Annotated in this window: 21 protein-coding genes; 13 read left to right on the top strand and 8 right to left on the bottom strand. The window is 59.9% G+C overall.

Going from position 1 to position 25,203, the window contains the following annotated elements:
* The first annotated feature begins 120 nt into the window (after window positions 1–120).
* The 4 genes from KDX37_RS02045 (at window position 121) to KDX37_RS02030 (ending at window position 4,624) form a co-directional block, all read left to right on the top strand.
* The gene (locus KDX37_RS02045; protein ID WP_231650976.1) at window positions 121–1,116 is read left to right on the top strand and encodes an ArsR/SmtB family transcription factor; all 996 of its coding nucleotides are present in this window, start codon (window positions 121–123) and stop codon (window positions 1,114–1,116) included.
* A gap of 20 nt (window positions 1,117–1,136) precedes the next feature.
* Window positions 1,137–2,327, top strand: coding sequence for a methionine adenosyltransferase (gene metK / locus KDX37_RS02040; RefSeq protein WP_231650975.1), 1,191 nt, complete (start codon window positions 1,137–1,139; stop codon window positions 2,325–2,327).
* Window positions 2,328–2,480: 153 nt separating this feature from the next.
* The gene (gene ligB, locus KDX37_RS02035) at window positions 2,481–4,163 is read left to right on the top strand and encodes an NAD-dependent DNA ligase LigB (RefSeq protein WP_231650974.1); all 1,683 of its coding nucleotides are present in this window, start codon (window positions 2,481–2,483) and stop codon (window positions 4,161–4,163) included.
* Between the two features lie 50 nt (window positions 4,164–4,213).
* Complete coding sequence (locus KDX37_RS02030; protein WP_231650973.1) at window positions 4,214–4,624, top strand: DUF1090 domain-containing protein; 411 nt, start codon at window positions 4,214–4,216, stop codon at window positions 4,622–4,624.
* Window positions 4,625–4,684: 60 nt separating this feature from the next.
* Here the strand turns inward: KDX37_RS02030 and KDX37_RS02025 are convergent, their stop codons facing one another.
* The 4 genes from KDX37_RS02025 to KDX37_RS02010 all read right to left on the bottom strand — a co-directional run bounded on the left by KDX37_RS02025 (window position 4,685) and on the right by KDX37_RS02010 (window position 8,116).
* Window positions 4,685–5,086: an MAPEG family protein gene (locus tag KDX37_RS02025; RefSeq protein WP_231650972.1), complete on the bottom strand. Its 402-nt coding sequence runs from the start codon at window positions 5,084–5,086 to the stop codon at window positions 4,685–4,687.
* A gap of 10 nt (window positions 5,087–5,096) precedes the next feature.
* On the bottom strand, window positions 5,097–5,936 hold the full coding sequence (locus KDX37_RS02020) for an EamA family transporter (RefSeq protein ID WP_231650971.1): 840 nt from the start codon (window positions 5,934–5,936) through the stop codon (window positions 5,097–5,099).
* A gap of 117 nt (window positions 5,937–6,053) precedes the next feature.
* Window positions 6,054–7,445: a heavy metal sensor histidine kinase gene (locus KDX37_RS02015; RefSeq protein WP_231650970.1), complete on the bottom strand. Its 1,392-nt coding sequence runs from the start codon at window positions 7,443–7,445 to the stop codon at window positions 6,054–6,056.
* Complete coding sequence (locus KDX37_RS02010) at window positions 7,442–8,116, bottom strand: heavy metal response regulator transcription factor (RefSeq protein WP_231650969.1); 675 nt, start codon at window positions 8,114–8,116, stop codon at window positions 7,442–7,444. Before KDX37_RS02010 ends, KDX37_RS02015 begins: the two co-directional genes overlap by 4 nt.
* Before the next feature lie 513 nt (window positions 8,117–8,629).
* Between KDX37_RS02010 and KDX37_RS02005 the strand changes: the two genes are divergently transcribed.
* The 3 genes from KDX37_RS02005 to KDX37_RS01995 all read left to right on the top strand — a co-directional run bounded on the left by KDX37_RS02005 (window position 8,630) and on the right by KDX37_RS01995 (window position 14,368).
* Window positions 8,630–9,865 carry a TolC family protein gene (locus tag KDX37_RS02005; protein ID WP_231651018.1) on the top strand — a complete coding sequence of 412 codons (1,236 nt, stop codon included), beginning with the start codon at window positions 8,630–8,632 and terminating at the stop codon, window positions 9,863–9,865.
* Between the two features lie 66 nt (window positions 9,866–9,931).
* Entirely contained in the window at window positions 9,932–11,200 is a 1,269-nt protein-coding gene (locus KDX37_RS02000; protein ID WP_231650968.1) for an efflux RND transporter periplasmic adaptor subunit, read from the top strand.
* A 24-nt stretch (window positions 11,201–11,224) separates the two neighbouring features.
* On the top strand, window positions 11,225–14,368 hold the full coding sequence (locus KDX37_RS01995; RefSeq protein WP_231650967.1) for a CusA/CzcA family heavy metal efflux RND transporter: 3,144 nt from the start codon (window positions 11,225–11,227) through the stop codon (window positions 14,366–14,368).
* 49 nt (window positions 14,369–14,417) lie between these two features.
* Here KDX37_RS01995 and KDX37_RS01990 read toward each other — a convergent pair whose 3' ends face one another.
* Complete coding sequence (locus tag KDX37_RS01990) at window positions 14,418–15,683, bottom strand: OprD family porin (protein WP_231651017.1); 1,266 nt, start codon at window positions 15,681–15,683, stop codon at window positions 14,418–14,420.
* A gap of 349 nt (window positions 15,684–16,032) precedes the next feature.
* On the opposite strand from KDX37_RS01990, the gene chrA reads away from it, so the two are divergent.
* Window positions 16,033–17,250 (top strand): chromate efflux transporter, encoded by a 1,218-nt coding sequence (gene chrA, locus KDX37_RS01985; protein ID WP_231650966.1) that lies wholly within the window; start codon window positions 16,033–16,035, stop codon window positions 17,248–17,250.
* Window positions 17,251–17,284: 34 nt separating this feature from the next.
* Here chrA and KDX37_RS01980 read toward each other — a convergent pair whose 3' ends face one another.
* The gene (locus KDX37_RS01980) at window positions 17,285–18,259 is read right to left on the bottom strand and encodes a threonine dehydratase (protein ID WP_231650965.1); all 975 of its coding nucleotides are present in this window, start codon (window positions 18,257–18,259) and stop codon (window positions 17,285–17,287) included.
* A 103-nt stretch (window positions 18,260–18,362) separates the two neighbouring features.
* On the opposite strand from KDX37_RS01980, the gene KDX37_RS01975 reads away from it, so the two are divergent.
* Window positions 18,363–19,160 carry a helix-turn-helix transcriptional regulator gene (locus KDX37_RS01975; protein ID WP_231650964.1) on the top strand — a complete coding sequence of 266 codons (798 nt, stop codon included), beginning with the start codon at window positions 18,363–18,365 and terminating at the stop codon, window positions 19,158–19,160.
* 194 nt (window positions 19,161–19,354) lie between these two features.
* Here KDX37_RS01975 and KDX37_RS01970 read toward each other — a convergent pair whose 3' ends face one another.
* Window positions 19,355–19,576, bottom strand: a complete 222-nt coding sequence (locus tag KDX37_RS01970) for a hypothetical protein (RefSeq protein ID WP_231650963.1) — start codon at window positions 19,574–19,576, stop codon at window positions 19,355–19,357.
* A gap of 246 nt (window positions 19,577–19,822) precedes the next feature.
* Here KDX37_RS01970 and KDX37_RS01965 point away from each other — a divergent pair, with 246 nt between their 5' ends.
* The gene (locus tag KDX37_RS01965) at window positions 19,823–20,152 is read left to right on the top strand and encodes a DUF2790 domain-containing protein (RefSeq protein WP_231650962.1); all 330 of its coding nucleotides are present in this window, start codon (window positions 19,823–19,825) and stop codon (window positions 20,150–20,152) included.
* A 317-nt stretch (window positions 20,153–20,469) separates the two neighbouring features.
* The gene (locus KDX37_RS01960; RefSeq protein ID WP_231650961.1) at window positions 20,470–21,726 is read left to right on the top strand and encodes a cation:proton antiporter; all 1,257 of its coding nucleotides are present in this window, start codon (window positions 20,470–20,472) and stop codon (window positions 21,724–21,726) included.
* Window positions 21,727–21,764: 38 nt separating this feature from the next.
* Here KDX37_RS01960 and KDX37_RS01955 read toward each other — a convergent pair whose 3' ends face one another.
* Window positions 21,765–22,709 carry a helix-turn-helix domain-containing protein gene (locus KDX37_RS01955; RefSeq protein WP_231650960.1) on the bottom strand — a complete coding sequence of 315 codons (945 nt, stop codon included), beginning with the start codon at window positions 22,707–22,709 and terminating at the stop codon, window positions 21,765–21,767.
* A 293-nt stretch (window positions 22,710–23,002) separates the two neighbouring features.
* Between KDX37_RS01955 and KDX37_RS01950 the strand changes: the two genes are divergently transcribed.
* Both KDX37_RS01950 and KDX37_RS01945 read left to right on the top strand, forming a co-directional pair.
* Window positions 23,003–24,310, top strand: a complete 1,308-nt coding sequence (locus KDX37_RS01950; protein WP_231650959.1) for an ABC transporter substrate-binding protein — start codon at window positions 23,003–23,005, stop codon at window positions 24,308–24,310.
* Window positions 24,311–24,383: 73 nt separating this feature from the next.
* Window positions 24,384–25,157, top strand: a complete 774-nt coding sequence (locus tag KDX37_RS01945; protein ID WP_231650958.1) for an L-iditol 2-dehydrogenase — start codon at window positions 24,384–24,386, stop codon at window positions 25,155–25,157.
* The last annotated feature ends 46 nt before the right edge of the window (window positions 25,158–25,203 follow it).

Here is a 25,203-nt window from a genome sequence, read left to right as displayed (position 1 = left end):
TGGATCATCATCTTGCAGGGCAAGTTCACGCGGATCGACAAACGCTGCGCAAGGGCAATATCAAAACTTTTTGATATTGCCCTTGCGGCATGCGGAATCGCTCACTAGACTGCGGACCCTATGAACTTGCGTGTACCTGCCATTCGCCACGATGCATGCGACGACCTCTCTGCATTGTGCAAGGCCGGCGGCGACCCTTTGCGACTGAATGTTCTGCGCGCGCTGACCAACGATTCGTTCGGTGTACTTGAGCTGGCGCAGATATTCGCCATCGGACAGTCTGGCATGAGTCACCACCTCAAGGTGCTGGCGCAGGCCGACCTGGTGGCTACCCGCCGCGAGGGCAATGCGATTTTCTACCGTCGCGCGCTGCCCCACACTGACTTGCCGGGTGGCCGGTTGCACGCCGCATTGCTCGATGAAGTGGACACGCTCGCACTGCCGGATGACGTGCAGGGCCGCATCGGTCTGGTGCATCGGCAACGCGCATTGGCCAGTCAGGATTTTTTTGCCCGCACCGCCGAAAAGTTTCGTGCCCAGCAGGACCTGATTGCAGGTCTGGCCCAGTACAGCGAAAGCTTGTTGTCGATGCTCGATAAACTAAGCTTCGGGGCTGACGCAACAGCGCTTGAAGTAGGCCCCGGCGACGGTGGCTTTCTTCCGGAACTCGCGCGACGTTTCAAGCAAGTGATCGCCGTGGACAACAGCCCGGCGATGCTGGACCTGGCCCGTGACGTCTGCGAACGCCGAGCCCTGACTAATGTCGAGCTCACACTGGCCGATGCCCTGACAGACAGTAAAGTCCGCGCCGACTGCGTCGTCCTGAACATGGTGCTTCATCATTTTGCCGCGCCGGCCGAAGCCCTGCGGCAACTGGCCGAATGTGTAAGACCCGGCGGTAGCTTGCTGGTAACAGAGTTATGTAGTCATGACCAGAGTTGGGCCAGGGAGGCCTGTGGCGATCTCTGGTTAGGTTTTGAGCAGGAAGACCTGGCCCGTTGGGCCATCGCTGCGGGGCTAGTTCCCGGGGAAAGCCTCTACGTAGGCTTACGTAATGGTTTCCAGATCCAGGTTCGCCATTTTCAGCGACCGGCTGGCAACACTCACCATCGGTAAAATGAAGGAAACCCGTAGAGATGAGCGAATACTCACTTTTCACCTCCGAATCCGTGTCCGAAGGGCATCCGGACAAGATCGCCGACCAGATTTCCGACGCGGTTCTGGATGCGATCATCGCTGAAGACAAATACGCCCGTGTGGCGTGCGAAACACTGGTCAAGACCGGTGTGGCGATCATCGCGGGCGAAGTGACGACTTCGGCCTGGGTCGACCTGGAAGACATCGTACGTAACGTCATCCTCGACATCGGCTACAACAGCTCCGACGTCGGCTTCGACGGCGCGACCTGCGGCGTGATGAACATCATCGGCAAGCAGTCAGTGGACATCGCCCAGGGCGTTGACCGCAGCAAGCCTGAAGATCAGGGCGCTGGCGACCAGGGCCTGATGTTCGGCTACGCGAGCAACGAAACCGACGTACTGATGCCGGCACCGATCACCTTCTCGCACCAGTTGGTCGAGCGTCAGGCACAAGCACGCAAATCCGGCCTGCTGCCTTGGCTGCGCCCGGATGCAAAATCCCAGGTCACCTGCCGCTACGAAAACGGCAAGGTGGTTGGCGTTGACGCTATCGTTCTGTCGACTCAGCACAACCCGGATGTCTCGTACGCCGACCTGCGCGAAGGCGTGATGGAGCTGATCGTCAAGCACGTGATCCCGGCGCATCTGCTGCACAAGGACACCCAGTTCCACATCAACCCGACCGGCAACTTCATCATCGGTGGCCCGGTTGGCGACTGCGGTCTGACAGGTCGCAAGATCATCGTCGACACCTACGGCGGCATGGCCCGTCACGGCGGTGGCGCATTCTCCGGCAAGGACCCATCGAAGGTTGACCGCTCGGCTGCCTACGCAGGTCGTTACGTGGCCAAGAACATCGTTGCTGCTGGTCTGGCAGAGCGTTGCGAGATCCAGGTGTCCTACGCCATCGGCGTTGCACAACCGACCTCTATCTCGCTGAACACCTTTGGCACCGGCAAGCTGTCCGACGACAAGATCATCAATCTGGTCCGCGAACACTTCGACCTGCGTCCGTATGCGATCACCACCATGCTCGACCTGCGGCACCCGATGTACAAGGCCACTGCGGCCTACGGCCACTTCGGCCGTATCCCGGTTGAAATGACCGTTGGCGATGACACCTTCACCGCCTTCACCTGGGAAAAAACAGACCGTGCCGACGCCCTGCGCATAGCTGCCGGCCTGTAAAGCCCCACCCAAAAAGCCCCGCACGGCCTGGTCGTGCGGGGCTTTTTTGCGTCTACTCAAACCAAGCCCGGTAAAATCCGGTAACCATGCAGACCGCCGATGGCGCCTGTCAGCGACTAGCCTCGTGAAGCCTACCCAAGCAAGGATGCTTCGATGTTGCCTGTTGCCCGCCTGATGATCTGCAGCCTGCTCACCGCCCTCCCCACCGTCAGCCACGCTGATGACTGTCCCGACTGGCCTTCCGCGAAAGCACAAAAGGAAGTGCAGGCCCTGCAACAGCAGATCACAGGTTGGGACGACAGTTATCATCGCAAAGGGGTTTCGCCGATTGCCGATGAGCTATACGACCAGTCACGCCACACACTGAGCGTCTGGCGCAGCTGTTTTGCGCTCGCGACTGTCGACGACAACCCACTGCAGACCTCCGGCGGTCCGTTGCCCCACCCTGTTCCGCACACCGGAGTCAGCAAGCTCGCAGACGAAAAAAGCGTGAAGACCTGGCTCAAGGATGGCACTGCCTTGTGGATCCAGCCCAAGGTGGACGGCGTGGCGGTCACGCTGGTGTATGAGCAGGGCAAGCTGACCCGAGCCATCAGCCGCGGCGATGGCCTCAGCGGCCAGGACTGGACGCAACAGGCACACCTCATCAACGCCATCCCCCAGCAATTGCCTGTGCCTGAAAATCTGGTACTGCAAGGCGAACTTTACTGGCGCCTGACCGATCATGTGCAAGCGACTTCCGGCAGCGTCAACGCACGCAGCAAGGTTGCAGGCCTGATGTCACGGCAGACCATCAGCCCGGAACAGGCCGACGCTATCGGTCTGTTCGTCTGGGACTGGCCCGCTGGCCCCGCCGACATGCACCAACGCATGAGCGGACTCAAAGCGCTGGGTTTCATTGACAGCGCAGCCTACACGCAACCGTTGGACAGCTTTGCCCAGGCCGCCACGTGGCGCGAATACTGGTATCGCGGCCCATTGCCTTTTGCGACCGACGGGGTGATTTTGCGCAAGGGCCAGCGCCCGCCCGCACAGCGCTGGCAAGCCAGGGCGCCGTATTGGATTGCTGCGTGGAAATACCCTTTCGCCCAAGCGCTCGCCGAGGTACGTCACGTCAATTTCACCATCGGGCGCAGCGGCCGAATCACGCCGGTGCTGGAGCTTGCGCCGTTTCAACTGGACGACCGCACCATCACCCGAATCAGCGTCGGTTCGCTGCAACGCTGGCAAGCACTGGACATTCGTCCCGGCGATCAAGTCGCGGTGAGTCTGGCTGGGCTCACGATTCCAAGGCTCGACGATGTAGTGTCACGCAGGCTTGAGCGAGCCGAGCTGAGCGTGCCACTGGCCAGCGATTACCATGAACTCAGTTGCTGGCAGCTGACGAAAGGCTGTGAGAGTCAGTTTCGGGCACGGCTCGTCTGGCTGAGTGGCAAGAAAGGTCTTGGTCTGCCGGGCGTCGGCCCGGGCACTTGGGACAGGCTGATCGAAAGCGGTCAAATCGCCGGATTGCTCGATTGGATGCCCCTGGAACAGGCTCAGCTTGCTAACATTCCCGGCTTCGCCGAGCGCAGCAGCGCTAAACTGTTTCACAGCCTGCAATCCGCCCGGCAACAGCCGTTCCAGACATGGCTCAAGGCTATCGGACTTCCTCCGTCAGGAAGCGCTGCGCTGGGAGATCAATGGGATGCGCTGGCGGCGCGAAGTGCAGAGCAATGGCAAGCCGAACCGGGTATAGGTTCGGGACGCGCCGCGAAACTCAGGGCGTTTTTTCAGGATCAGCAAGTGCAGGCACTGAGCCAGCAATTGCGATCTCAAGGTATTTCAGGTTTTTAGTGTCGGGCTTTCATTTTTCCGCCCGGATTTCATTTTCAAAAGGAGTTCATATGAAGTTTTTTTTGTCGCCGCTGATTGTCTTCGCCAGCTGCACATTGCTGGCCACACCCCTGCTGGCGGCTGAACAGGCGCCGCCGTCAGAGTGCCTGCTCAAGAGTCAGGAAATCAGCAGCAAGATTCAGGATGCCAAAACCGAAGGCAACAAGGCCGAACAGGCGGGCCTGGAGAAGGCCCTGAGCGAGGTCAATGCCAACTGTACGGAAACTTCGCTGCTCAAGCAGCGCGAGCAGAAGGTGCTGGACGCCAAGCGTGAAGTGAGCCGCCGCCAGACCGACCTGAACAAGGCCATGGACAAGGGCGATCCGGAGAAGATCAACAAGCGCAAGGACAAGCTGGCCGAGTCACGCAAAGAGCTGCAGGACGCGCAGACCGAACTCGAGAAAGTCCAGCCCGACGAGTGATCGCATCTTGAGCAACGCTGTCATGACTACAGCGTTGCAGACGGCTCTTCAGGCAGGTTGTCAGGACGCAGCCGGGAAAGCCGATACACCGAACAGCGCAATGATCAGACCCATACCGACCAGCCAGATCAGCGAGCGCAGTGCCGCGAGGTCGGCCAGATAGAAGATGATGTACAACAGGCGACTGGTGATGAACAGCACCGCCAGTACATCAATGGTCACCAACTGCGCATTGCCCGCGATGTGGGCAATGATCACCGCAGCCGCGAACGCCGGAATGGCCTCATAGCTGTTGAGTTGAGCCGCGTGCGCACGTCTCGGGAAGCCTTCAAGCTTGTCGAGAAATGCACGCGGGTCGTGATTGTTCCCCGAACCGAACTTGCCGCTGCCGAACTTGGCAATGCCCGCACACACAATCGGTAGAAGGATCGCGACCAATACGCACCAGAAAGCAACTGTCATACGTCCATCCTTATAGTTTCAGCTTCATCAGAAGCATGCCGAGCAAGACCAGCCCACAGGCTAAGAGCCGGGGACGGCCGAAAGGTTCTTTCAGATAATGCATGCCGAACAGGACCACAAGCACCACGCTGATCTCCCGAAGCGCTGCCGCTTCAGCCACCGACCCGATCTGCATTGCCCACAATACCAGCGCGTAGCTGAACAATACGCACAACCCGACTGCCAGCCCAAGCCGCCACTGCTCACGCCAGAACAGGGTGAATGCCGACCGTCTGTAACACATTGCCAATGCAGGAAAGGGCCAGGCGCTGACCAATGTCAGCCAGACCAGATAATCCAGGGGCAGTGCGCCCAGTTTGAGGGCCTGACCGTCGATCCAGGTGTAGCTGCCGATGCAGATGCCGATCAGCCCGACGACAGGAAGCATCGACCAAGGCAATCGCGCTCCGCCGCCGCCCTGCCATAACAGACAGATCATGCCGCTGGGGATGAGCAGGATACCCAGTATTTGCTGAGTGCTCAGGTGCTCGCCAGCAAAGGTCAACGTCAAACCCAGCACCACCAGTGGTGAAAGCCCACGCATGAGCGGATAGACCAGCCCCAGATCGCCGACTCGATAGGCTTGAATGAGCAACACGCGGTACAGCAGCTCGAAAAGCGCAGACGCCACCAGCCAGGGCCAGACGGCAGGGGCTGGTGGCGTGACGAATGCGACTGCGCAGACGGCAAACAGCAGTGCCACCGCATCCATGCTTGCGATGACAAGCACGCGCTCGCCGCTGAACTTGACGAGCGTGTTCCATGTGGCGTGCAGCACGGCTGCAATCAACACCAGAACCGTTGCCAGCACTGATCCACTCCTTGACGTTCAGGTTATGTAAACCGAGCGCCGAGCATACCGGATCAACGTCCGGCCAAGTCGGTTCAATGCCGTTCTGGACTCATGCGCGGCGTACCTGGTACCGGCTCAGGCCAGTCGGGGGAACAACAGACGGAAGGTGGTGAACGCTCCCGGCTGGCTTTCAACCGTGACCTGCCCTTCGTGCAGGCTCATGATCGAGCGCACGATGGCCAATCCCAGCCCTGTCCCGCCCTTCTGACGGGCGCGGCTGACATGCACCCGATAGAAGCGGTCGAACAGACGCGGCAAGTGCTCAGCCTCTATCCCGTCGCCCGCATTGCGTACCGCCAGCGACACTTCATTCGCGTTGTGGGCGAGTGTGACGGTGATGGCACTGCCCGCCGTTGCGTGCCGGATGGCGTTGGAGAGCAGGTTCGAAATGGCACGCTGGATCATCAGTCTGTCGCCCATGGCCACTGCATCGCCCCTGACTTCAATGTCGATGGCGCGCTCTTCGGCGGAAGACGAAAACAGCTCGATCACTTTTTCCGACTCTTCGCGAAGGTCCACGGCCTCGAAAGACAGCGGTGCCGCTGGCTGGCTCACGCTGGCCAGAAACAGCATCTGGGAAATCATCCGCGACATGCGTTCCAGCTCTTCGGTGCAAGACTCAAGCGCCTGCTTGTAATCTTCTGCTGGCCGCTCTCTCGACAATGTGACCTGAGCCTTGCCCATCAGGTTACTCATGGGCGAGCGCAGTTCATGGGCCAGATCGTCCGAGAACTGCGACAACTGCTGAACATCCCCATCCAGCCTGTGGAGCATGAAGTTCACCGCGTGGGCCAGGTCGCGCAATTCGTCCGGCAGGCCTTTGACTTTCATGCGGTGCGACAGGTCGCGGGCCGAAATCAATGAAGTGACTTTTCTGAACGCATCCAGCGGCCTCAGTCCACGACGCACTACCCACCAGGCACCGAGCCCGACCAGCAACAGAATCACTGGCAGCACCACGAACGTGGACATGACGTACGCATGCAGCAGCGTTGCATCGTTCTGTCGGTCCATCGTCAGCAGGACCAGAATATTCTCGTCGGTCTTGAGACGCAGGTATCGGTAGCCCATCAGGATGCGGTGACCTTCGACCGACTCCAGTTGCCGAAAACCCTGAGACTGACCGTCCGCGTCGGGGATCGGCAGATCCATGTCTTCATCCTTGCCCAGCGCCATCAGTCGTTTGCGAGGGGTGCCAGCATCGAGAATGATCAGCGACAGACTGTCGTGGCCGATGATCTGGTCACGCACGGTATGCGGGTAATAGGTGATGTCCGAGACCGACAGAAAGCCTTCGCTCATGGCGTGCTCGATCTGCGCAAACTTCTCGTTCACGTTGTCTTCGGCGCGCAGGTCCAGTTGGCGTGAAATAGCCGCGTAGGCAAACACCTCCATCACCAGCACCAGCAATGCCATCAAGGCGGTGACGGTGAGCCCCAGCCGCGTCGAAAGACGGGTCGGTCTCATTCGCGAACTTCCAGCACGTAGCCGACGCCGCGCAGGGTGTGGATCAGTTTGCTCTCGAAGGGGTCGTCGATCTTCGCGCGCAGACGCCGGATCGACACCTCCACCACGTTGGTGTCGCAGTCGAAGTTCATGTCCCAGACCAGAGAAATGATCTGAGTCCGGGACATGACCTCACCGCTATGGCGCATCAGCAAGTGCAGGAGCGCAAACTCCTTGGTGGTCAGGTCGATGCGCTGCTTGCCCCGGAACGCGCGATGCCGACCCTGATCCAGTTCAAGGTCGCCGACCTGCAGCACCTTAGGTGTGGTGAGTGGCTCGCAGCGACGCATCAGCGTACGAACCCTGGCCAAAAGCTCGGGAAACTCGAAGGGCTTGACCAGGTAATCGTCCGCGCCCATTTCCAGCCCCTTGACCCGTTCTTCAAGGCGGCCTCGTGCAGTGACCATCATGATGCGGGTGTTGACGGTTTTTCTGAGCCGGGCCAATACCTCCCAGCCGTCCATCTCGGGCAGGTTCACATCGAGAATCACGACATCGTAGGCTTGATGCTGAGCAAGATAGAGCCCGTCGAGCCCGGTATTGGCAATATCAACGACATAACCACTTTCGGTCAGACCCTGATGCATGTACTCGGCAGTTTTCGGCTCGTCCTCGACGACAAGGATGCGCATGGAGAGGTTTCCTGTTTGATTGACCGCTGATGCCGGGTGACTTCACACATGACGGGGGACGGTATTCGCCACCTCGTCAAAAGACCTTTCATCAACAGCCCGATTGAGTCACTGGACCCTGCAACCGATATCGGCTTCAGGGCCAAACGCTTGATCCCACAACATCATCTGTTCAGGTCTGAAAGCGACGTCATGTCATGCGACCCAAATCCTGGATAATCCCCGGAAAAACACCAGCGCGAAGCTTCTCGCACACTTGGTTTTCAGCCACGCGACGGGGGCCGCAGTGTAGTGGATATGAAAAGTGTATTGGAAAAGAAGCCGGGTCATTCTTTAATAACGATATTGTAATTTTGCGGCAATCCCTCTGATAACTCCCTTTGCATAAAGTCCTCGTATTCAAGTTCGGCAGCCCTCCAGGGGCGTCGATTTTTTTTATTGAATCGGGGTGTTTTATGCAAAGGGAGTGTCACGTACGTGCCTGGGTCTAAAGTGTTTTGCGCGACGTCCCGCATGAGCCAGGGCGTGTTCGTCCTGTTATTGCCATTGATCATGGCCAGCACGGCACAGGCCCAGAGCATGAGCCTGCCGCAGGCCCTGCAAGCGGCCTTTGCCCAAAACCCTGAGCTTGCCGCAGCACAATGGGAAATCGGCATTTCCGAGGGTGAGCGCCAGCAGGCGGGGCTGATTCCGAACCCGGTGCTTTCGTGGGAAACCGAAGACACGCGGCGTGAAACCAGCACCACCACGGTCATGCTCAGCCAGGCGCTGGAACTGGGTGGCAAACGAGGAGCGCGTATCGACGCCGCGAGCCGGGGCCGGGATGCTGCCGGGATCGAACTGGAGATGCGCGGCAACGAATTACGCGCCCAAGTAACTCAGGCGTTCTACGCAGCCGTGCGTGCCCAGGCAGGGCTGGATCTCGCGAAGCAATCGCAGACGCTCGCTGCACGTGGCCTGCAAGTGGCCGATGGACGGGTTCGCGCCGGCAAGACATCGCCCGTCGAGGCCACGCGTGCGCAGGTTCAGTTGGCTGAAACGGACCTGCTGGTACGCCGCGCTGAAACGCAGAAAGCCAACAGCTACCGCGAGCTCGCGCGGGCGACAGGCTCGCCAACGGCTACGTTCGAGCGACTTCATTACCAAAATCTGTCACCGGGTAAATCCCTTCCTGCGCCACGCCTGTTGAGCGCCGTCAATCAGACCGCCGAGCTGCGCCTCGCGCACGCGCGCATCGAACAGCGCGAAGCCTCGCTGGGCTCGGAGCGGGCCAAGCGTATCCCCGACCTGACCGTCAGCGTGGGCAGCCAGTACAGTCGCGAAGAGCGTGAGCGTGAGCGTGAGCGTATCAATGTGGTGGGGCTGTCGATGCCGATCCCACTGTTTGATCGTAATCAGGGCAACGTTCTCTCGGCATCACGCCGGGCAGATCAGGCCCGCGACCTGCGCAACGCCGCTGAACTCAAGCTGCGCACCGAAACCCAGTCGGCGCTTGATCAATGGGCGACCGCGGCGCAGGAAGTGGAGTCGTTCAATCAGGTCATCCTGCCCGCTGCGCAGCGAGCCGTGGACACCGCCACACGCGGTTTCGAGATGGGCAAGTTCGGTTTCCTCGAAGTTCTGGACGCACAGCGAACACTGATTTCGGCCCGAGGCCAATACCTCGAATCGCTGGCGACCGCCACCGAGGCCAGCGTGACTATCGAACGCATTTACGGCGATCTCGACCGGTTCAGCATCACCCCCTGATAGCCCCTTTCCGTACCAATCGAGCGTATTGCGATGTGCGCGTGAACGTGATCGCCGGGAGCACTCATGAATAAACAACGAAGCCTTGCCATTGCTTTGGCAGTGGTCGCACTCATTGGTCTGGGCAGCGTGACGGTGGGGGATCAGTTATCGCCATTCACCGCCAAGGCCCAGCCAGCCAGCAAAGAACACACAGACGAATCCCCTGACGACCATGCCCAGGAGCAGGGGCACGACGAGGACAGCCACGACAATGAAGCGAAACGTCCGGACACCGCCCCGTCCGAGGCAGCCCACGAGGAAGAAGAAGGTCATATCGAGCTGACAGAAGCACAGGTCAAGGCGGCCGGAATCGAACTGGTCACTGCTGCGCCTCGGCAAATGGGCAGCACCGTGACCTTTCCCGGTGAAATCCGCTTTGACGAAGACCGCACGGCGCACGTCGTGCCGCGCGTGGCCGGGGTCGTCGAATCGGTCAAGGTCGACCTCGGGCAGACGGTCAAGAAAGGCCAGGTGCTGGCCGTGATCGCCAGCCAGCAGATTTCTGATCAGCGCAGCGAGCTCGACGCGGCACAGCGACGGCAGGAACTGGCGCGGCTGACCTTGCAACGCGAGAAGAAGCTGTGGGAGGACCGGATCTCGGCCGAACAGGATTACCAGCAGGCTCGCCATGCGTTCCAGGAAGCCGACATCAGCCTGGCCAACGCCCGGCAAAAGCTCAGTGCCATTGGCGCAAGCCTTAAACCCTCGGCAGGCAACCGGTACGAACTGATTGCCCCGTTTGACGCCACGGTCGTGGAAAAGCACCTCGGCATCGGCGAAGTGGTCAACGAAGCCAGCAATGCCTTCACCCTGTCGGACTTGTCACGGGTCTGGGCGACCTTCGGCGTCGCGCCCAAAGACTTGGACAAAGTGGTGGTCGGCCGACCGGTGATGGTCAGTGCGCCCGACCTCAATGCCAGGGTGGAAGGACGGGTGGGCTATGTCGGCAGCTTGCTGGGCGAACAGACCCGCGCCGCGTCGGTCCGCGTGACGCTCGCCAACCCACAGGGCGCCTGGCGTCCCGGCCTGTTCGTGTCGATCGACGTGGCGGCCGAGCAGACCCTTGCGGCGGTCAGCCTGCCCGAGTCGGCAATCCAGACCGTCGAAGACAAACCGTCCGTTTTCGTTCGCAACGCCGAAGGCTTCCAGGTGCTGCCCGTGACGGTCGGGCGTCGCGATGGCGGCTACGTGGAAATCCTTCAAGGCCTGGCCGTCGGCACCCAAGTGGCCGCTGCGGGCAGCTTCATCCTCAAGTCAGAGCTGGGCAAAGGCTCCGCCGAGCACGCCCATTGATCTGCTTCACGAGGGAGCCTTTCCATGTTTGAACGGTTGATTCAATTCGCGATTGAACAACGCATCGTCGTCATGCTCTCGGTCCTGCTGATGGCAGGGCTGGGCATCGCCAGCTATCAAAAGCTGCCGATCGATGCAGTGCCTGACATCACCAACGTACAGGTCCAGATCAACACATCCGCGCCAGGCTTTTCACCGCTTGAAACCGAGCAGCGGATCACCTTTGCCATCGAAACCAACATGGCCGGGCTGCCCGGCCTGCAACAGACACGCTCGCTGTCCCGTTCTGGCCTGTCACAGGTCACGGTGATTTTTGAAGACGGCACTGATCTGTTCTTCGCCCGCCAGCTGGTCGGCGAGCGGCTGCAAATTGCCAAGGATCAGTTGCCCGAAGGCGTCGACGCGATCATGGGGCCGATCTCCACCGGGCTTGGCGAGATTTTCCTGTGGACGGTCGAGGCAAAGCCCGGCGCCCTGAAGGAAGACGGCACGCCCTACACCGCCACCGACCTGCGGGTGATTCAGGACTGGATCATCAAGCCGCAGTTGCGCAACGTGCCGGGCGTGGCCGAAATCAACACTATTGGCGGCTTTGCCAAGCAGTACCAGATCGCCCCGGACCCCAAGAAACTTGCGGCCTACAAGCTGACCCTCAATGACCTGGTCGCTGCACTGGAACGCAACAACGCCAACGTGGGCGCAGGCTATATCGAACGTGGCGGTGAACAACTGCTGATCCGCGCACCGGGTCAACTCGGCACCCTCGATGATATCGCCAACATCGTGATTGCCAATGTTCAGGGCACGCCTATCCGGATCAGCAGCGTGGCTGACGTCGGCATCGGCAAGGAAATGCGTTCTGGCGCTGCCACCGAAAATGGCCGTGAAGTGGTATTGGGCACAGTGTTCATGCTGATCGGCGAAAACAGCCGAACCGTGTCGCAGGCCGTTGCCGCCAAACTCGCCGACATCAACCGCACATTGCCCAAGGGCATCGAAGCGGTAACGGTCTATGACCGCACCAACCTCGTTGAAAAGGCCATCGCGACCGTCAAGAAGAACCTGGTCGAAGGTGCGATTCTGGTCATCGCGATTCTTTTTCTGTTTCTTGGCAACATCCGCGCGGCGCTGATCACCGCGATGGTGATACCGCTGGCGATGCTGTTCACCTTCACCGGGATGTTCACCAACAAAGTCAGCGCCAACCTGATGAGCCTCGGCGCATTGGACTTCGGCATTATTGTTGATGGCGCGGTGGTGATCGTCGAGAGCTCGATTCGGCGGCTCGCCCATGCGCAGCAAAAACACGGGCGCATGCTGACCCGTGCCGAGCGCTTTCACGAAGTGTTTGCTGCCGCAAAAGAAGCCCGTCGGCCGCTGATTTTCGGCCAGTTGATCATCATGGTCGTCTACCTGCCGATCTTTGCCCTCACCGGCGTGGAAGGCAAGATGTTCCACCCGATGGCCTTCACTGTGGTGATCGCTCTGCTCGGCGCGATGATCCTGTCGGTCACTTTCGTACCCGCCGCCATTGCCATGTTCGTCACCGGCAAGGTCAAGGAAGAAGAAGGCTTTGTGATGCGCACCGCACGCCAACGCTATGCGCCCGTATTGACCTGGGTGCTGGGGCATCGCTGGATCGTGTTCACCCTGGCCTTCGTGCTGATCGTACTGTCGGGCTTCACCGCAAGCCGCATGGGCAGCGAGTTCATCCCGAGCCTGAGCGAAGGTGACTTTGCCTTGCAGGCGCTGCGCGTGCCCGGCACCAGCCTGACCCAGTCGGTGGACATGCAGCAGCGGCTTGAAAAAGCCGTGCTCGAAAAAGTCCCGGAAGTGCAGCGCATGTTTGCGCGGACCGGCACCGCAGAAATTGCCGCCGACCCGATGCCGCCGAACATCTCCGACAGCTACGTGATGCTCAAACCGCAAAGCGAATGGCCAGACCCGGACAAATCCCGCGACACCCTGATCGCGGAGCTGCAACAGGCGGCCGCCAGCGTGCCCGGCAGTAATTACGAACTGTCCCAGCCGATCCAGTTGCGCTTCAACGAGCTGGTGTCGGGCGTGCGCAGCGATGTGGCCGTCAAGGTGTTCGGTGACGACATGAACGTGCTGAACCAGACCGCCGCCAAAATCGCCACTGCCTTGCAGAAAGTGCCGGGCGCCTCAGAGGTCAAGGTCGAGCAGACCACCGGCCTGCCAGTACTGACGATCAATATCGACCGCGACAAGGCGGCTCGCTATGGCCTGAACGTGGCCGATGTGCAGGACGCCATCGCCATCGCTCTGGGCGGTCGTCAGGCGGGCACGTTGTATGAAGGTGATCGTCGTTTCGACATGGTGGTGCGTCTGTCCGAATCACTGCGCACCGACGTGGCCGGGCTGTCGAGCCTGCTGATCCCGGTACCTGCCAGTGCGGGCGCCGCCAATCAGCAGATCAGCTTCATTTCACTGTCGCAGGTCGCCAGCCTGGACCTGGTGCTGGGCCCGAACCAGATCAGCCGCGAGAACGGCAAGCGCGTGGTCATCGTCAGCGCCAACGTACGGGGTCGCGACCTGGGTTCATTCGTCGAGGAAGCGGGCGAAACCATCAACAACGGCGTGCAGATCCCGGCGGGCTACTGGACCAACTGGGGCGGTCAGTTCGAACAACTGCAATCGGCAGCCAAGCGCCTGCAAGTGGTCGTGCCGGTGGCCCTGCTGCTGGTGCTGACGCTGCTCTTTCTGATGTTCAACAACCTCAAGGACGGGCTGCTGGTGTTCACCGGCATCCCGTTCGCGTTGACCGGCGGCGTCATGGCGCTGTGGCTGCGGGACATTCCCTTGTCCATCTCCGCAGGCGTCGGCTTCATCGCACTTTCGGGCGTGGCCGTGTTGAACGGGCTGGTGATGATCGCCTTCATTCGCAGCCTTCGCGAAGAAGGCCATTCGCTGTACGACGCGATCAACGAAGGCGCCCTCACCCGCCTGCGCCCGGTCCTGATGACCGCGCTGGTCGCCTCGTTGGGGTTTATCCCCATGGCGCTCGCCTCCGGCACCGGCGCCGAGGTGCAACGGCCACTGGCGACCGTGGTGATTGGGGGAATTCTCTCGTCCACAGCGCTGACTCTGTTGGTGTTGCCGGCGCTTTATCAGTGGGCACATCGGCGAGAGGAAGAGCTGACCTGAAACAGTTTTCCTGCCCCAGCAAAAAGCGCCCCTCGGGGCGCTTTTTTCATTACAGAACGTTTAGCGGATACTCGACGATGACCCTCACTTCATCCAGGTCAGACTCGAATGCAGTGGCTCGGGTCGTGGCCTGACGAATACGCAGTGACAGGTCTTTCAGGTTGCCGGTCTGGACGATGTATTTGGCCTCGATATCACGCTCCCAACGCTTCTGGTCGGTCAGCGGGTTGCCCTGTGCATCGCGGCGCATGTAGGTGCTGTTGGCGTTGGAGTAATCCGCATCGGTGCCTTTGCCGTAGCGGGTCATGAACGACAGACCGGGCACGCCGAAGGTGGACATGTCGAGGTTATAGGTGACCATCCACGAGCGCTCTTTTGGCGAGTTGAAATCGCTGTACTGAATGGAGTTGGCCAGATAGATCGAGTCGGATTGCCGCAGGTAATCGAAGTCATCGTCGCCTTCGTTGCGCTGGTGCGACAGCGACACGGTGTGCGCGCCGTATTGCAGGGCGACTTTGGCACTCCAGATGTCGTTGTCGAATTCGCCGAGGAGTTTTTTGCCCTCGTCGGTCGCGTTGTAATAGTTGAGGCTGCTGGTCAGCGAAAGCTCATCGGTGAGCGGCAGCACGTAGGAGCCTGAGGCGTATTTCTGGTCCCACGCATCTTTCAATCGGCTGGTGTAGAGCGCCAGGCTCAAGCGGTCGGTGGCCTGGTAATCGCCGCCGAAATACGCCACCCACGGCGAGTCGACCGCACCGGCGTAAAACGTGGCGAAGCCGTCACGCATGTTGCTGGAGACCGGCTGACTCATCGAGTGCAGACGGCCGCCTTGCAGGGTCAGGCCACTGATGCTGTTATTGACGGCGGTGACGCCTCGAAAGCTCTCCGGCAACAGACGAGCATCGCCGAACGCGACCACCGGTGTGGAAGGGAATACATCGCCCACATTGACTACGGTGTCGAAGGCCCTGGCCTTCAGCGAGCCACCCACTTTGCTGTATTCATCACGGGCGTTGCCCTCACCGTCGACCGGCATGACATCGAATGCACTGCGCCCGCCATTGCGGCCATCCCCGGTGTCGAGCTTGAGACCCACCATGGCGAATGCATCCACACCAACGCCAAAGGTGCCCTGGGTGAAACCCGACTGAAAGCGGCCGATGATGCCGTGTGCCCAGGCTTCGGAATAACCATTGCCGGTCGGGCTTGATTCACCGTTGCGGTGGTCGCGGTTCATGTAGAAATTGCGGTTGAGCACCGTAAGCGTGCTGCCCTCGATGAAGCCTTCCTTTTGCTCTTCAGCAAAAGCGGCCATGGGCGTGACGCCCGCCAGGGTTGAACACAAGGCGAAAGAGAATTTTCCAAAAGGATTCATGTGCGCTCCGTCCGATTCGGCAGATTGTTTTAAACGCGAAGAGCTGGCGTATTCTTTTTATAAATCCGAGCGCGGCCAGTCGTGCACAATCTTGAAGCGGCGCAGATAACGCCGAGGTGACGGGAAAATTACAAATATGAAAGAACGGCAGTTTCAAGTCCCTGCGCTGGAACCGATCACGTTCCGCATACTCGCCACCTGCTGCGCGGATGAGCCGTTGAGCCGTTGAGCGGGCTTGCAGAACAAAACAGCTGAACTGTCCGGGGCATCTTTTTCAAGGAGCACAGCATTGCCAGCAAAGTCTGATGCCAACACTGACAAGACCGACTCTGCATGGTCGGTGCTTTTGATATTCCTTCGCCTGGGCCTTACCTCATTTGGTGGCCCGATTGCGCACCTGGGTTACTTTCGCGAAGAGTTCGTGGCCCGTCGCCAATGGCTCAGCGAGCGCAGCTATGCCGATCTGGTTGCGCTGTGCCAGTTTCTTCCGGGCCCGGCCAGCAGTCAGGTCGGTATCGGGCTGGGTCTCTCGCGCGCTGGTTATTCTGGTGCGCTGGCGGCATGGGCCGGCTTCACGCTGCCGTCGGCGCTTGTGCTGGTTCTGTTTGCACTGGGCTTGTCGTCGTCGGGCAGCAGCTTTCCAGAGGGCGTATTGCATGGGCTGAAGATTGTCGCGGTAGCGGTTGTCGCTCAGGCGGTCTGGGGCATGGCGCGTAACCTGTGCACCGATGTGCCGCGCGTGATGATTGCGATTTTCGCTGCCTGCGCGACGCTGCTGTGGCCCAACGCAATGGGACAGATTGGCGTGATCATCGCTGCCGCCGTCATTGGCCTGCTGCTGTTCAAACCGGCCCACGTCACACCTGCGGAGTCGCTGCCGATTTCGATCAGCCGCAAGACCGGCATCGTATCGCTGGTGCTGTTTTTCGGTGTGCTGATCGGGCTGCCGCTGTTGATACAGGTCTGGCCAAGCCAGACACTGGCCATGATCAACGCTTTCTATCGGGCGGGCTCACTGGTATTTGGCGGCGGACACGTCGTACTGCCGCTGCTCCAGGCCGCCACGGTGCCCAGTGGCTGGGTCGACAACGACACCTTTCTGGCCGGTTATGGACTGGCACAAGCGGTGCCGGGGCCGCTGTCCACGTTCGCCGCCTTTCTCGGCGCGTCCATGGCCGAGCAACCTTCCGGCTGGCTGGGTGCTGCGGTCTGCCTCGTGGCTATATTCGCGCCCTCATTCCTGCTGGTCATCGGGGTGCTGCCCTTCTGGGAGCAACTCAGGCACAGCGTGCGTACCCGCTCGGCACTGGCCGGCATCAACGCTGGCGTGGTCGGGCTGCTGCTGGCGACGCTGTATAACCCGGTCTGGACGAGCGCGATCTTCACACCGCTGGATTTCGGGCTGGCGCTGCTGGCGCTCGTGGCGCTGATGTTCTGGAAGCTTGCGCCATGGCTGGTCGTACTGGGCAGCGGCCTGACGGGATGGGCGCTGAGCAGCTTCATGTGAGGCTGCTCAAAACGCCTCAAGAGGTGCGGTCAGGTCAGGCAGGCGACAACTGCCCCCTCATGATCTGGGCATAAATGTCACGATCGACGTTTCCGCCGGACAGGATAATGCCGACCTTTTTGCCTTTCATCTGCTCGCGTTCCAACATCAGGGCGGCCAGCGCGGCAGCCCCGGCGCCCTCGGCCAGGTTGTGAGTGTCGGTGTAATAGACGCGCATCGCTTCGGCAATCTGCGCATCGTTCACCGAGACGATTCGCGCCGCGCCTGCCGCATAGACGCTGAACGCTTCGGCAACAGGTTTTCGCACCGCCAGGCCGTCGGCAAAGGTATTGGCTGACACGGTTTCGCGCAAATCACCCGCTTCGAACGACAGCTTTGCCGCTTCGGCTTCGGTAGACACCACGCCGACCACTCGCGTGTTGAGCTGCAGCGCATCGCGGGCGGCGATCACGCAGCAAATACCGGACCCACAGCCAATCGGCACATAAACCACATCCAGGTCTGGTACTGCGCTGAAAAGCTCCCAGGCATAAGTCGCCACGCCCCTGACCAATTCCCGGTGATAGGGCGGCACCAGATAAAGCTCGTGCTGCTGCGCCAGCCGCGCGGCCTCTTCGCGGGCTTGATCGAAATCATTGCCGGACTCAACCACCTCGCCGCCAAAACCGCGCATGGCGTTGTTCTTCTCCAGCGAGTTGCCATGTGGCACGACGATCAGCGCTTTCATGCCCTGCGCACGGGCGGCAAGCGCCAGGCTCTGGCCGTGGTTGCCACGGGTGGCAGTCACGATGCCTTGCGTCTCGGGATGAGTGCGCTTGAGCCAGCGCATGAACGTAATGCCTCCACGCACCTTGAAGGCGCCGGTCGGCGTGTGGTTTTCATGTTTGACCCACACCGTGCAGCCCAGGCGCTGAGCCAGCAGCGGCCACGCATATTGGGGTGTGGCGGGCATGACTTGATAAACCTGATGCGCTGCGTCCTCGATATCGTCCCGGGTCAATCCGTGCATGGTTCTGGTCTCCGACGTTTTACGCAGGGTGATCAAAAATTGAGCGGCTGGCTTTCAAAAAACTGACCTGACCTTTGCCGGAACGGTGAGTAAGATGATGCCTATGAAATCTCCAGCCCTGGACACATCAGCGTTGCTCGTCGAGCCGGTCCGTCGTCTCGAGGCAGGGCCGTGGATGATCGAATTACTGGCGCCCTCGCCCTATGAGGCACGCTATGTGGCCAGCCAATCGGCGGTCGGCTTTGCCTTCGACAGCCAGCGTGGCACACACGCGATTGGCAGCGACCGGATCAGCCCCTTTCAGGCCATTGCCAATGGCCTGGCATTTGTACCCAAAGGCTGCGACGTGTTTTCCAGCTCGGCGCAGGGCGGCGAATACTTGCGAGTCATACGCACCGACGGCATGCAGCTGATCGGCACGCGCCCGTTCAACAACCTTGTTGATCCGCAAGCGATCCTCATCGCACAACGTATGCGCAAGGCGTTTTTGAATGCCGCTGTTGAAAACGACTGGGAAAACTGGGCGTGGGCTCTGGCTGAGCGGGCGAGCGGTATTGATGCAGTGGCAGAACCATCGCGTGGATCAATCACCGCAAGGCGGCTGCAACAGCTTGATGAGTTCATCGACGCAGGGCTTGAGAGCCCGCTGAGCGTACAGGCCATGGCCGCGCTGCTGGGCTTGTCCGAAGGCTATTTCATACGCGCCTTTCGTGAAGCAACGGGGCAAAGCCCGCACAGTTACCTGATTGATCGACGTCTGGCACGTGCCCGATACTTGTTGCGCTGCACAACGAAGCGTGTGGTGGATATTGCGCAAGCCTGCGGTTTTTCATCTCAGGCCCATATGACCACGGTATTTAAACAGCGCCTGGGAACAAGCCCGACAAAGTTACGGGGTTAGAGGCAGCTTATAAACACCTGACATGACGGTTATCATTTTAAAAATAAACAGAAGTGGCGATGCCTGTTAAAGACGCGCCGTCAACTTGCGACAAAAAAAAGCGTCCCGAAGGACGCTTAAAAGATTCGCCTCAACCAAAGGAGCCGCGGAGCTACTCAAGGCGAATGGGGTTGCTGTGCAGCGCATATCGGGCATCAGCTTTCGGACTTGGTCGACTGCTCCGGCTTGGCCTGCTCGTCGGCATTGACGAAGCGTTCGTTCTGGCTACGGCTCTGCTCCTGGAAGCGCAGTTCCTGCGCAAGGCGCATCTTGTCAGCAGCCGGGGTGGCGAAATCACTGCCGTCGTCGGCGAAAGCAGCAGTACTCGACAGAGCAATTACAGTCAGGGCCATCGATTTGATCAGTTTCATCATCATTACCTCTTTAGACTGAAAGGGACCTGCGAAACGCTCAGCGCTCGTCAGGGATGAGCCAATCTTACGCAGGGGCAGTTAACAGGAAGGTGAGCAGAGAATGACAATATTGTTAGAAAGAGAATGTGCCGCTAGAAGTAACGCGAGTGATGGACCGTGATGAACATTTCAATATTGTAATGTGGCTGTCACTTTGCGGTTAGCGCCCCACTGTTAACGTTTGATCACACCCAACGGAGACAGAAGAAAATGCGTACCGCCAAATCGTTGTTACTTGCCCTGGTCATGCTTTCCCCAGTGGCAGCATTTGCCGCCATTGATGACGATGCAAGAGCTGCAACTATCATTAAAGACCACCAGGCGAGCGTGCAAAAATACGCCACCACCCACAACAAACCGATGCCAGCCATCACCGAATACAAATACGGTGTGAAACTGGACGTGGCCAAGGTGATCCGCAAGTCTCCCGACACACAGTCCTGCCGGGTGATGCCAAAGCTGATGACGTATGAAGACTCCAAAGGCGAGCTCAAGACAGTTCAGTACCAGATCCTGAGCGGATGCAGAAACAGCCAGTGAGATAAGTCATGCACGGATGCCATTCAAACCCACTTCGTTGACCCGTTTGGCCATCTATCACGGCCCTGCGGGCTAACGTCGTTTGTATTCCCTGCCACACCTCTTCACACCTCTCCCCGCCTCATCCCTTCGATTTTCTGCCGTCCATTTCTCGCTTTTTTGCAACACCGTCGCCGTTGCATGGTCAACGCAAATCCTGTCGCGTCTTGTCGTGATGTGTCTGCACACCCGTCCAGCCCATCAAACTCAGGCTCGGCACGGGTCAACAATGCCCGCCGGGCAGGAATTGAACTGGACCACGGATTTTGGAATGACGGATGCTTGAACTTGCTGCTGCTTTGATTTGCCTCACCTCGCTGCTGACTTACGTAAACTTTCGTTTCGTAGGCCTGCCCCCCACCATTGGCGTGATGGTGACGGCGCTGATGTTCTCGCTGATTCTGCAGGGCCTGAGCTTTCTGGGCTTCCCCGGGCTTGAAGACCGTGTGCAACAGCTGATCAGCCAGATCGATTTCGGCGACCTGTTGATGAACTGGATGCTGTCGTTCCTGCTGTTCGCGGGCGCGCTGCACGTCAACCTTTCTGATCTCAGAAGCTATCGCTGGCCGATTGGCCTGCTGGCCACGTTTGGGGTCGTGATTGCGACCATGATGATCGGCGCACTGGCCTACTGGATTTTCGCCCTGTTCGGCTGGCACGTAAGCCCGCTGTACTGCCTGCTGTTTGGCGCGCTGATTTCACCGACCGACCCCATCGCGGTATTGGGTGTGCTGCGCACCGCCAATGCTTCCAAGCCACTCAAGACCACTATCGTTGGCGAATCGCTGTTCAACGACGGCACTGCCGTGGTGGTGTTCACCGTCTTGCTGGGTATCGCGCAACTGGGCGAAACCCCGACGGTGGGCGAAACCGCCTGGTTGTTCATTCATGAAGCGATCGGTGGCGTGTTATTCGGTGGGCTGATTGGCTACGCCGTCTACCTGATGATCAAAAGCATCGAGCAGTATCAGATCGAGGTGATGCTGACCCTGGCGCTGGTCATCGGTGGCTCGGCCATGGCGTCGGAGCTGCATGTGTCAGGCCCGATCGCCATGGTCGTGGCAGGACTGATCATCGGTAACATGGGACGCAACCTGGCGATGAACGACATGACGCGTCGTTACATGGACGGTTTCTGGGAGCTGCTCGATGACATGCTCAACGCATTGCTGTTTGCGCTGATCGGCATGGAGTTGCTGTTGCTGCCGTTCTCGTGGCAGCACCTGACGGCCGCCAGCCTGTTGGCGGTGGCGATTCTGTTGTCGCGCTTTGTCACCGTGGCGCCGGCCATTCTGCTGCTGCGCCGCTGGCGCCATGTGCCACACGGCACCATCCGCATTCTGACCTGGGGTGGCTTGCGTGGCGGCGTGTCGGTCGCACTGGCGCTGGCCCTGCCCAACGGGCCGGAACGCGACCTGCTGCTGAGCATCACCTACATCGTGGTGCTGCTGTCGATCCTGCTGCAGGGTCTGAGCATCGGCAAACTAGTGCACGCGGTCACGCGCAGTCCGCAGAGCAAAGAATCAACCCATTGAGAAGTCACTGGCCTGCTGCTCGCTCGGCAGGCCGGCTTTCAGGCCCGAGACCTTGAGTCAGCATGAGCCGCGCGCTGGTTGAACGCGGCCACCGCTGCGGCGCCTCTGTATTCGCTGGGCGTCTGGCCTGTTTCCACGCGAAAGTGCCGGTTGAAGTTGGACAGGTTGGCGTAGCCCACTTCAAAGCAGATATCCGAGATCGACATCCGGGTCTGCAATAACAGCCGACAGGCGCGCTGAACCCTCAGTTTGCGCATCAGATCAATGAAGCCATGCCCGGTGATCCGCTTGAAAAAGCGCGAAAAACCCGGGTCGGTCATGTCCAGCCGACGGGCGATCACCGACAACCTGATGTCGCTGGTCAGCTCACTGAGCAGGTAATCGAACGCCTTGTTGATCCGCTCGGAGCTGCGCGCATCCAGAGTCGGCGCATAACAGGTGCTGGCCAGCAGACGGGCCTCCTGTGCAGGCGCCTTCATCAGCGTATTGATCAACTGCAAAAACAGAATCAAACGTTCCAGACCCTGCGCGGTGCCGATCTTTTCCAGCAGCCGGGCGGCCTGCACCGCCGTTGCGCCGGTGAATTCCAGACCACGGCGCGCCTGCTCGAACAAATGCTGCAGATCCCCCAGCTCAGGCAACGTGTTGCGCAGGGCCAGCAATGCCGCGCCGTCGAACTGCAACACCACGTCACGCCCGGACAGATGCTCGCCGGGCGCCAGATCACCAATCCAGTCATGCGGCAGATCAGGCCCGATCAGGGCGACATGCCCCGCATCGAATGCTCCGATGTAATCGCCGGCTACCAGCTTGCCGCTGCCTCGACGGATGAGGTGGATCTCGAATTGCGGATGATGATTCCAGCGGGCCAGCGCATAGGGGTAGTCGTGCTCGTACCAGCGAAAGCAGTGGTCAGGCTCAGGAAGGATGACCTCGAGTTCGGCAGGACGCTGCTCGAATAAAGCGGATCGGCTGTCAGGCATTTCATGCGCCTTTTATCGTTATGGAGGCGTCGTGGACGCGCCAACATACGCCGTCACGACGAGCTCGGGCTAGAGCCGGTTTTACGCCGCACTGATACTTTTTTGATTTCGGACGACCGGCGGGCCGTCGGTTAAAAAAGTATCAGCCCGCCCTCCGTCATGCGTTTGTCCGGACCTTTTCGGACTGATGTAATCAGGTCGTCCGCCATGGCCGCTCAGGCGCAATGCCTGGCCGTGGTCCACAACAAAAATAATAGCTCCCGCCACACAGGCGCGGGGCGGAGAGCACTTCAATGAAGATAAACACAGCGCTGATCCTGTCCGCTGGCCTGTCCTTCGCCCTGGTCAGCCATGCCGCCGAAACCGTGACCATCGCCACCGTGAACAACGGCGACATGATCCGCATGCAACGACTGTCCAAAATCTTCGAACAACAGCATCCCGACGTGAAACTCAATTGGGTGGTGCTGGAAGAAAACGTTCTGCGCCAACGCCTGACCACTGACATCGCCACCCAGGGCGGACAGTTTGACGTGCTGACCATCGGCACCTACGAGACGCCGCTGTGGGGCGCCAAACAATGGCTCGAGCCCATCACCGGTCTGGCGCCGGAGTACGACCTGGAAGACATCTTCCCATCAGTACGCCAGGGGCTGTCCGTCAACAACACGTTGTACGCGCTGCCCTTCTACGGCGAGAGCACAATCACCTATTACCGCACCGACCTGTTCAAACAGGCGGGCCTTAGCATGCCCGAGCATCCCACCTGGACGCAGTTGGGCGAATTCGCAGCCAGGCTCAATCAGCCGGACAAGGGCCTGTACGGCATGTGCCTGCGCGGCAAGGCCGGCTGGGGTGAAAACATGGCGCTGCTCAGCACCATGGCCAACGCCTTTGGCGCGCGCTGGTTCGACGAACAATGGAAGCCGGAGCTGACCAGCCCGGAATGGACCAACGCAGCGAACTTTTACGTCGACACCCTGAAAAAATACGGGCCGCCCGGTGTTACCAGTAACGGCTTCAACGAAACCCTGGCGCTGTTCAACAGCGGCAAGTGCGCCTTGTGGGTAGACGCCAGCGTGGCGGGCTCATTCACCACTGACAAGGAGCAGAGCAACGTGGTCGACAGTGTCGGCTTTGCGCCGGCGCCGACCGAAGTCACCGACAAGGGCTCGTCGTGGCTGTACGCGTGGTCACTGGCGATACCGGCCACGTCCAGACACAAGGATGCTGCAAAAGCGTTCATCACCTGGGCGACCTCCAGGGAATACATCCAGTTGGTGACCGAGAAAGACGGCATCAGCAACGTGCCACCAGGAACCCGAACGTCGACCTACAGCGAGGCTTACCTGAAAGCCGCGCCGTTCGCCAAGGTCACGCTGCAAATGATGCAGCACGCCGACCCTGCGCATCCGTCCGCCAAACCAGTGCCTTATGTCGGCATCCAGTACGTGACGATCCCCGAGTTCCAGGCCATCGGCACCTCAGTGGGCAAGCTGTTTACCGCAGCGCTGACCGGGCAGACCACGGTCGAGCAGGCGCTGGCCTCGGCACAGTCGGTGACGGAACGGGAAATGAAGCGCGCTGGCTATCCGAAGTAAGCACCGCGAAGGGCTTGCGTCCAGAGCAAGCCCGCCGCCTGCACAGGTCATTTATTGAACGGACGATGAACCCATGAAACGACTCGAAGGTAAAAGCGCGCTGATCACCGGATCGGCACGCGGAATAGGGCGCGCCTTTGCGCAGGCGTACATTGACCAAGGCGCGACAGTCGCCATTGCCGACATCAACCTGGAGCGCGCCCAGGCCACGGCACTGGAACTGGGGCCGAGCGCCTATCCGGTCAGGATGGACGTGACCGATCAGGTGTCCATCGATGAGGCGATGGCCGCCGTGGTGACGCACACCGGCAAGCTGGACATCCTGATCAACAACGCCGCACTGTTTGATCTGGCACCGATTGTCGACATCACTCGCGACAGCTTCGAACGGCTGTTTTCGATCAACGTGTCCGGAACCCTGTTCACCCTGCAGGCGGCGGCGCGACAGATGATCAAGCAAGGCCATGGCGGCAGGATCATCAACATGGCCAGCCAGGCCGGGCGTCGCGGTGAAGCGCTGGTGGCGGTCTATTGCGCGACCAAGGCAGCGGTGATCAGCCTGACTCAGTCGGCCGGGCTGGACTTGATCAAGCACGGCATCAACGTCAACGCGATCGCCCCCGGCGTGGTGGACGGCGAACACTGGGACGGCGTCGATGCGATGTTTGCCAAATTCGAGAATCGGCCATTGGGTGAGAAGAAAAAACTGGTCGGCGAGCAGGTGCCTTTTGGACGGATGGGCACGGCACAGGATCTGACCGGCATGGCCGTGTTCCTGGCCTCAAGCGACGGCGAATACGTGGTGGCGCAGACCTACAATGTTGACGGCGGCAACTGGATGAGCTGACGGGCGAGTGCTCCAACGATGAGTCGCCTGGCGAACAAAAGGCCAG

It is taken from the genome of Pseudomonas californiensis (assembly GCF_021147775.1).
In the GTDB taxonomy this organism is placed as follows: domain Bacteria; phylum Pseudomonadota; class Gammaproteobacteria; order Pseudomonadales; family Pseudomonadaceae; genus Aquipseudomonas; species Aquipseudomonas californiensis.
The sequence above is the reverse complement of the archived record's forward strand: the minus strand, read 5'-3'. Positions and strand labels throughout refer to the sequence as shown.

Excerpts from the sequence above, each read along its gene's own strand:
- KDX37_RS02045 (WP_231650976.1), top strand. The coding sequence starts at position 121 with ATGAACTTGCGTGTACCTGCCATTCGCCACGATGCATGCGACGACCTC.
- metK (WP_231650975.1), top strand. The coding sequence starts at position 1,137 with ATGAGCGAATACTCACTTTTCACCTCCGAATCCGTGTCCGAAGGGCAT.
- ligB (WP_231650974.1), top strand. The coding sequence starts at position 2,481 with ATGTTGCCTGTTGCCCGCCTGATGATCTGCAGCCTGCTCACCGCCCTC.
- KDX37_RS02030 (WP_231650973.1), top strand. The coding sequence starts at position 4,214 with ATGAAGTTTTTTTTGTCGCCGCTGATTGTCTTCGCCAGCTGCACATTG.
- KDX37_RS02025 (WP_231650972.1), bottom strand. The coding sequence starts at position 5,086 with ATGACAGTTGCTTTCTGGTGCGTATTGGTCGCGATCCTTCTACCGATT.
- KDX37_RS02015 (WP_231650970.1), bottom strand. The coding sequence starts at position 7,445 with ATGAGACCGACCCGTCTTTCGACGCGGCTGGGGCTCACCGTCACCGCC.
- KDX37_RS02010 (WP_231650969.1), bottom strand. The coding sequence starts at position 8,116 with ATGCGCATCCTTGTCGTCGAGGACGAGCCGAAAACTGCCGAGTACATG.
- KDX37_RS02005 (WP_231651018.1), top strand. The coding sequence starts at position 8,630 with ATGAGCCAGGGCGTGTTCGTCCTGTTATTGCCATTGATCATGGCCAGC.
- KDX37_RS02000 (WP_231650968.1), top strand. The coding sequence starts at position 9,932 with ATGAATAAACAACGAAGCCTTGCCATTGCTTTGGCAGTGGTCGCACTC.
- KDX37_RS01995 (WP_231650967.1), top strand. The coding sequence starts at position 11,225 with ATGTTTGAACGGTTGATTCAATTCGCGATTGAACAACGCATCGTCGTC.
- KDX37_RS01990 (WP_231651017.1), bottom strand. The coding sequence starts at position 15,683 with ATGGCCGCTTTTGCTGAAGAGCAAAAGGAAGGCTTCATCGAGGGCAGC.
- KDX37_RS01980 (WP_231650965.1), bottom strand. The coding sequence starts at position 18,259 with ATGCACGGATTGACCCGGGACGATATCGAGGACGCAGCGCATCAGGTT.
- KDX37_RS01975 (WP_231650964.1), top strand. The coding sequence starts at position 18,363 with ATGAAATCTCCAGCCCTGGACACATCAGCGTTGCTCGTCGAGCCGGTC.
- KDX37_RS01970 (WP_231650963.1), bottom strand. The coding sequence starts at position 19,576 with ATGATGATGAAACTGATCAAATCGATGGCCCTGACTGTAATTGCTCTG.
- KDX37_RS01965 (WP_231650962.1), top strand. The coding sequence starts at position 19,823 with ATGCGTACCGCCAAATCGTTGTTACTTGCCCTGGTCATGCTTTCCCCA.
- KDX37_RS01960 (WP_231650961.1), top strand. The coding sequence starts at position 20,470 with ATGCTTGAACTTGCTGCTGCTTTGATTTGCCTCACCTCGCTGCTGACT.
- KDX37_RS01955 (WP_231650960.1), bottom strand. The coding sequence starts at position 22,709 with ATGCCTGACAGCCGATCCGCTTTATTCGAGCAGCGTCCTGCCGAACTC.
- KDX37_RS01950 (WP_231650959.1), top strand. The coding sequence starts at position 23,003 with ATGAAGATAAACACAGCGCTGATCCTGTCCGCTGGCCTGTCCTTCGCC.
- KDX37_RS01945 (WP_231650958.1), top strand. The coding sequence starts at position 24,384 with ATGAAACGACTCGAAGGTAAAAGCGCGCTGATCACCGGATCGGCACGC.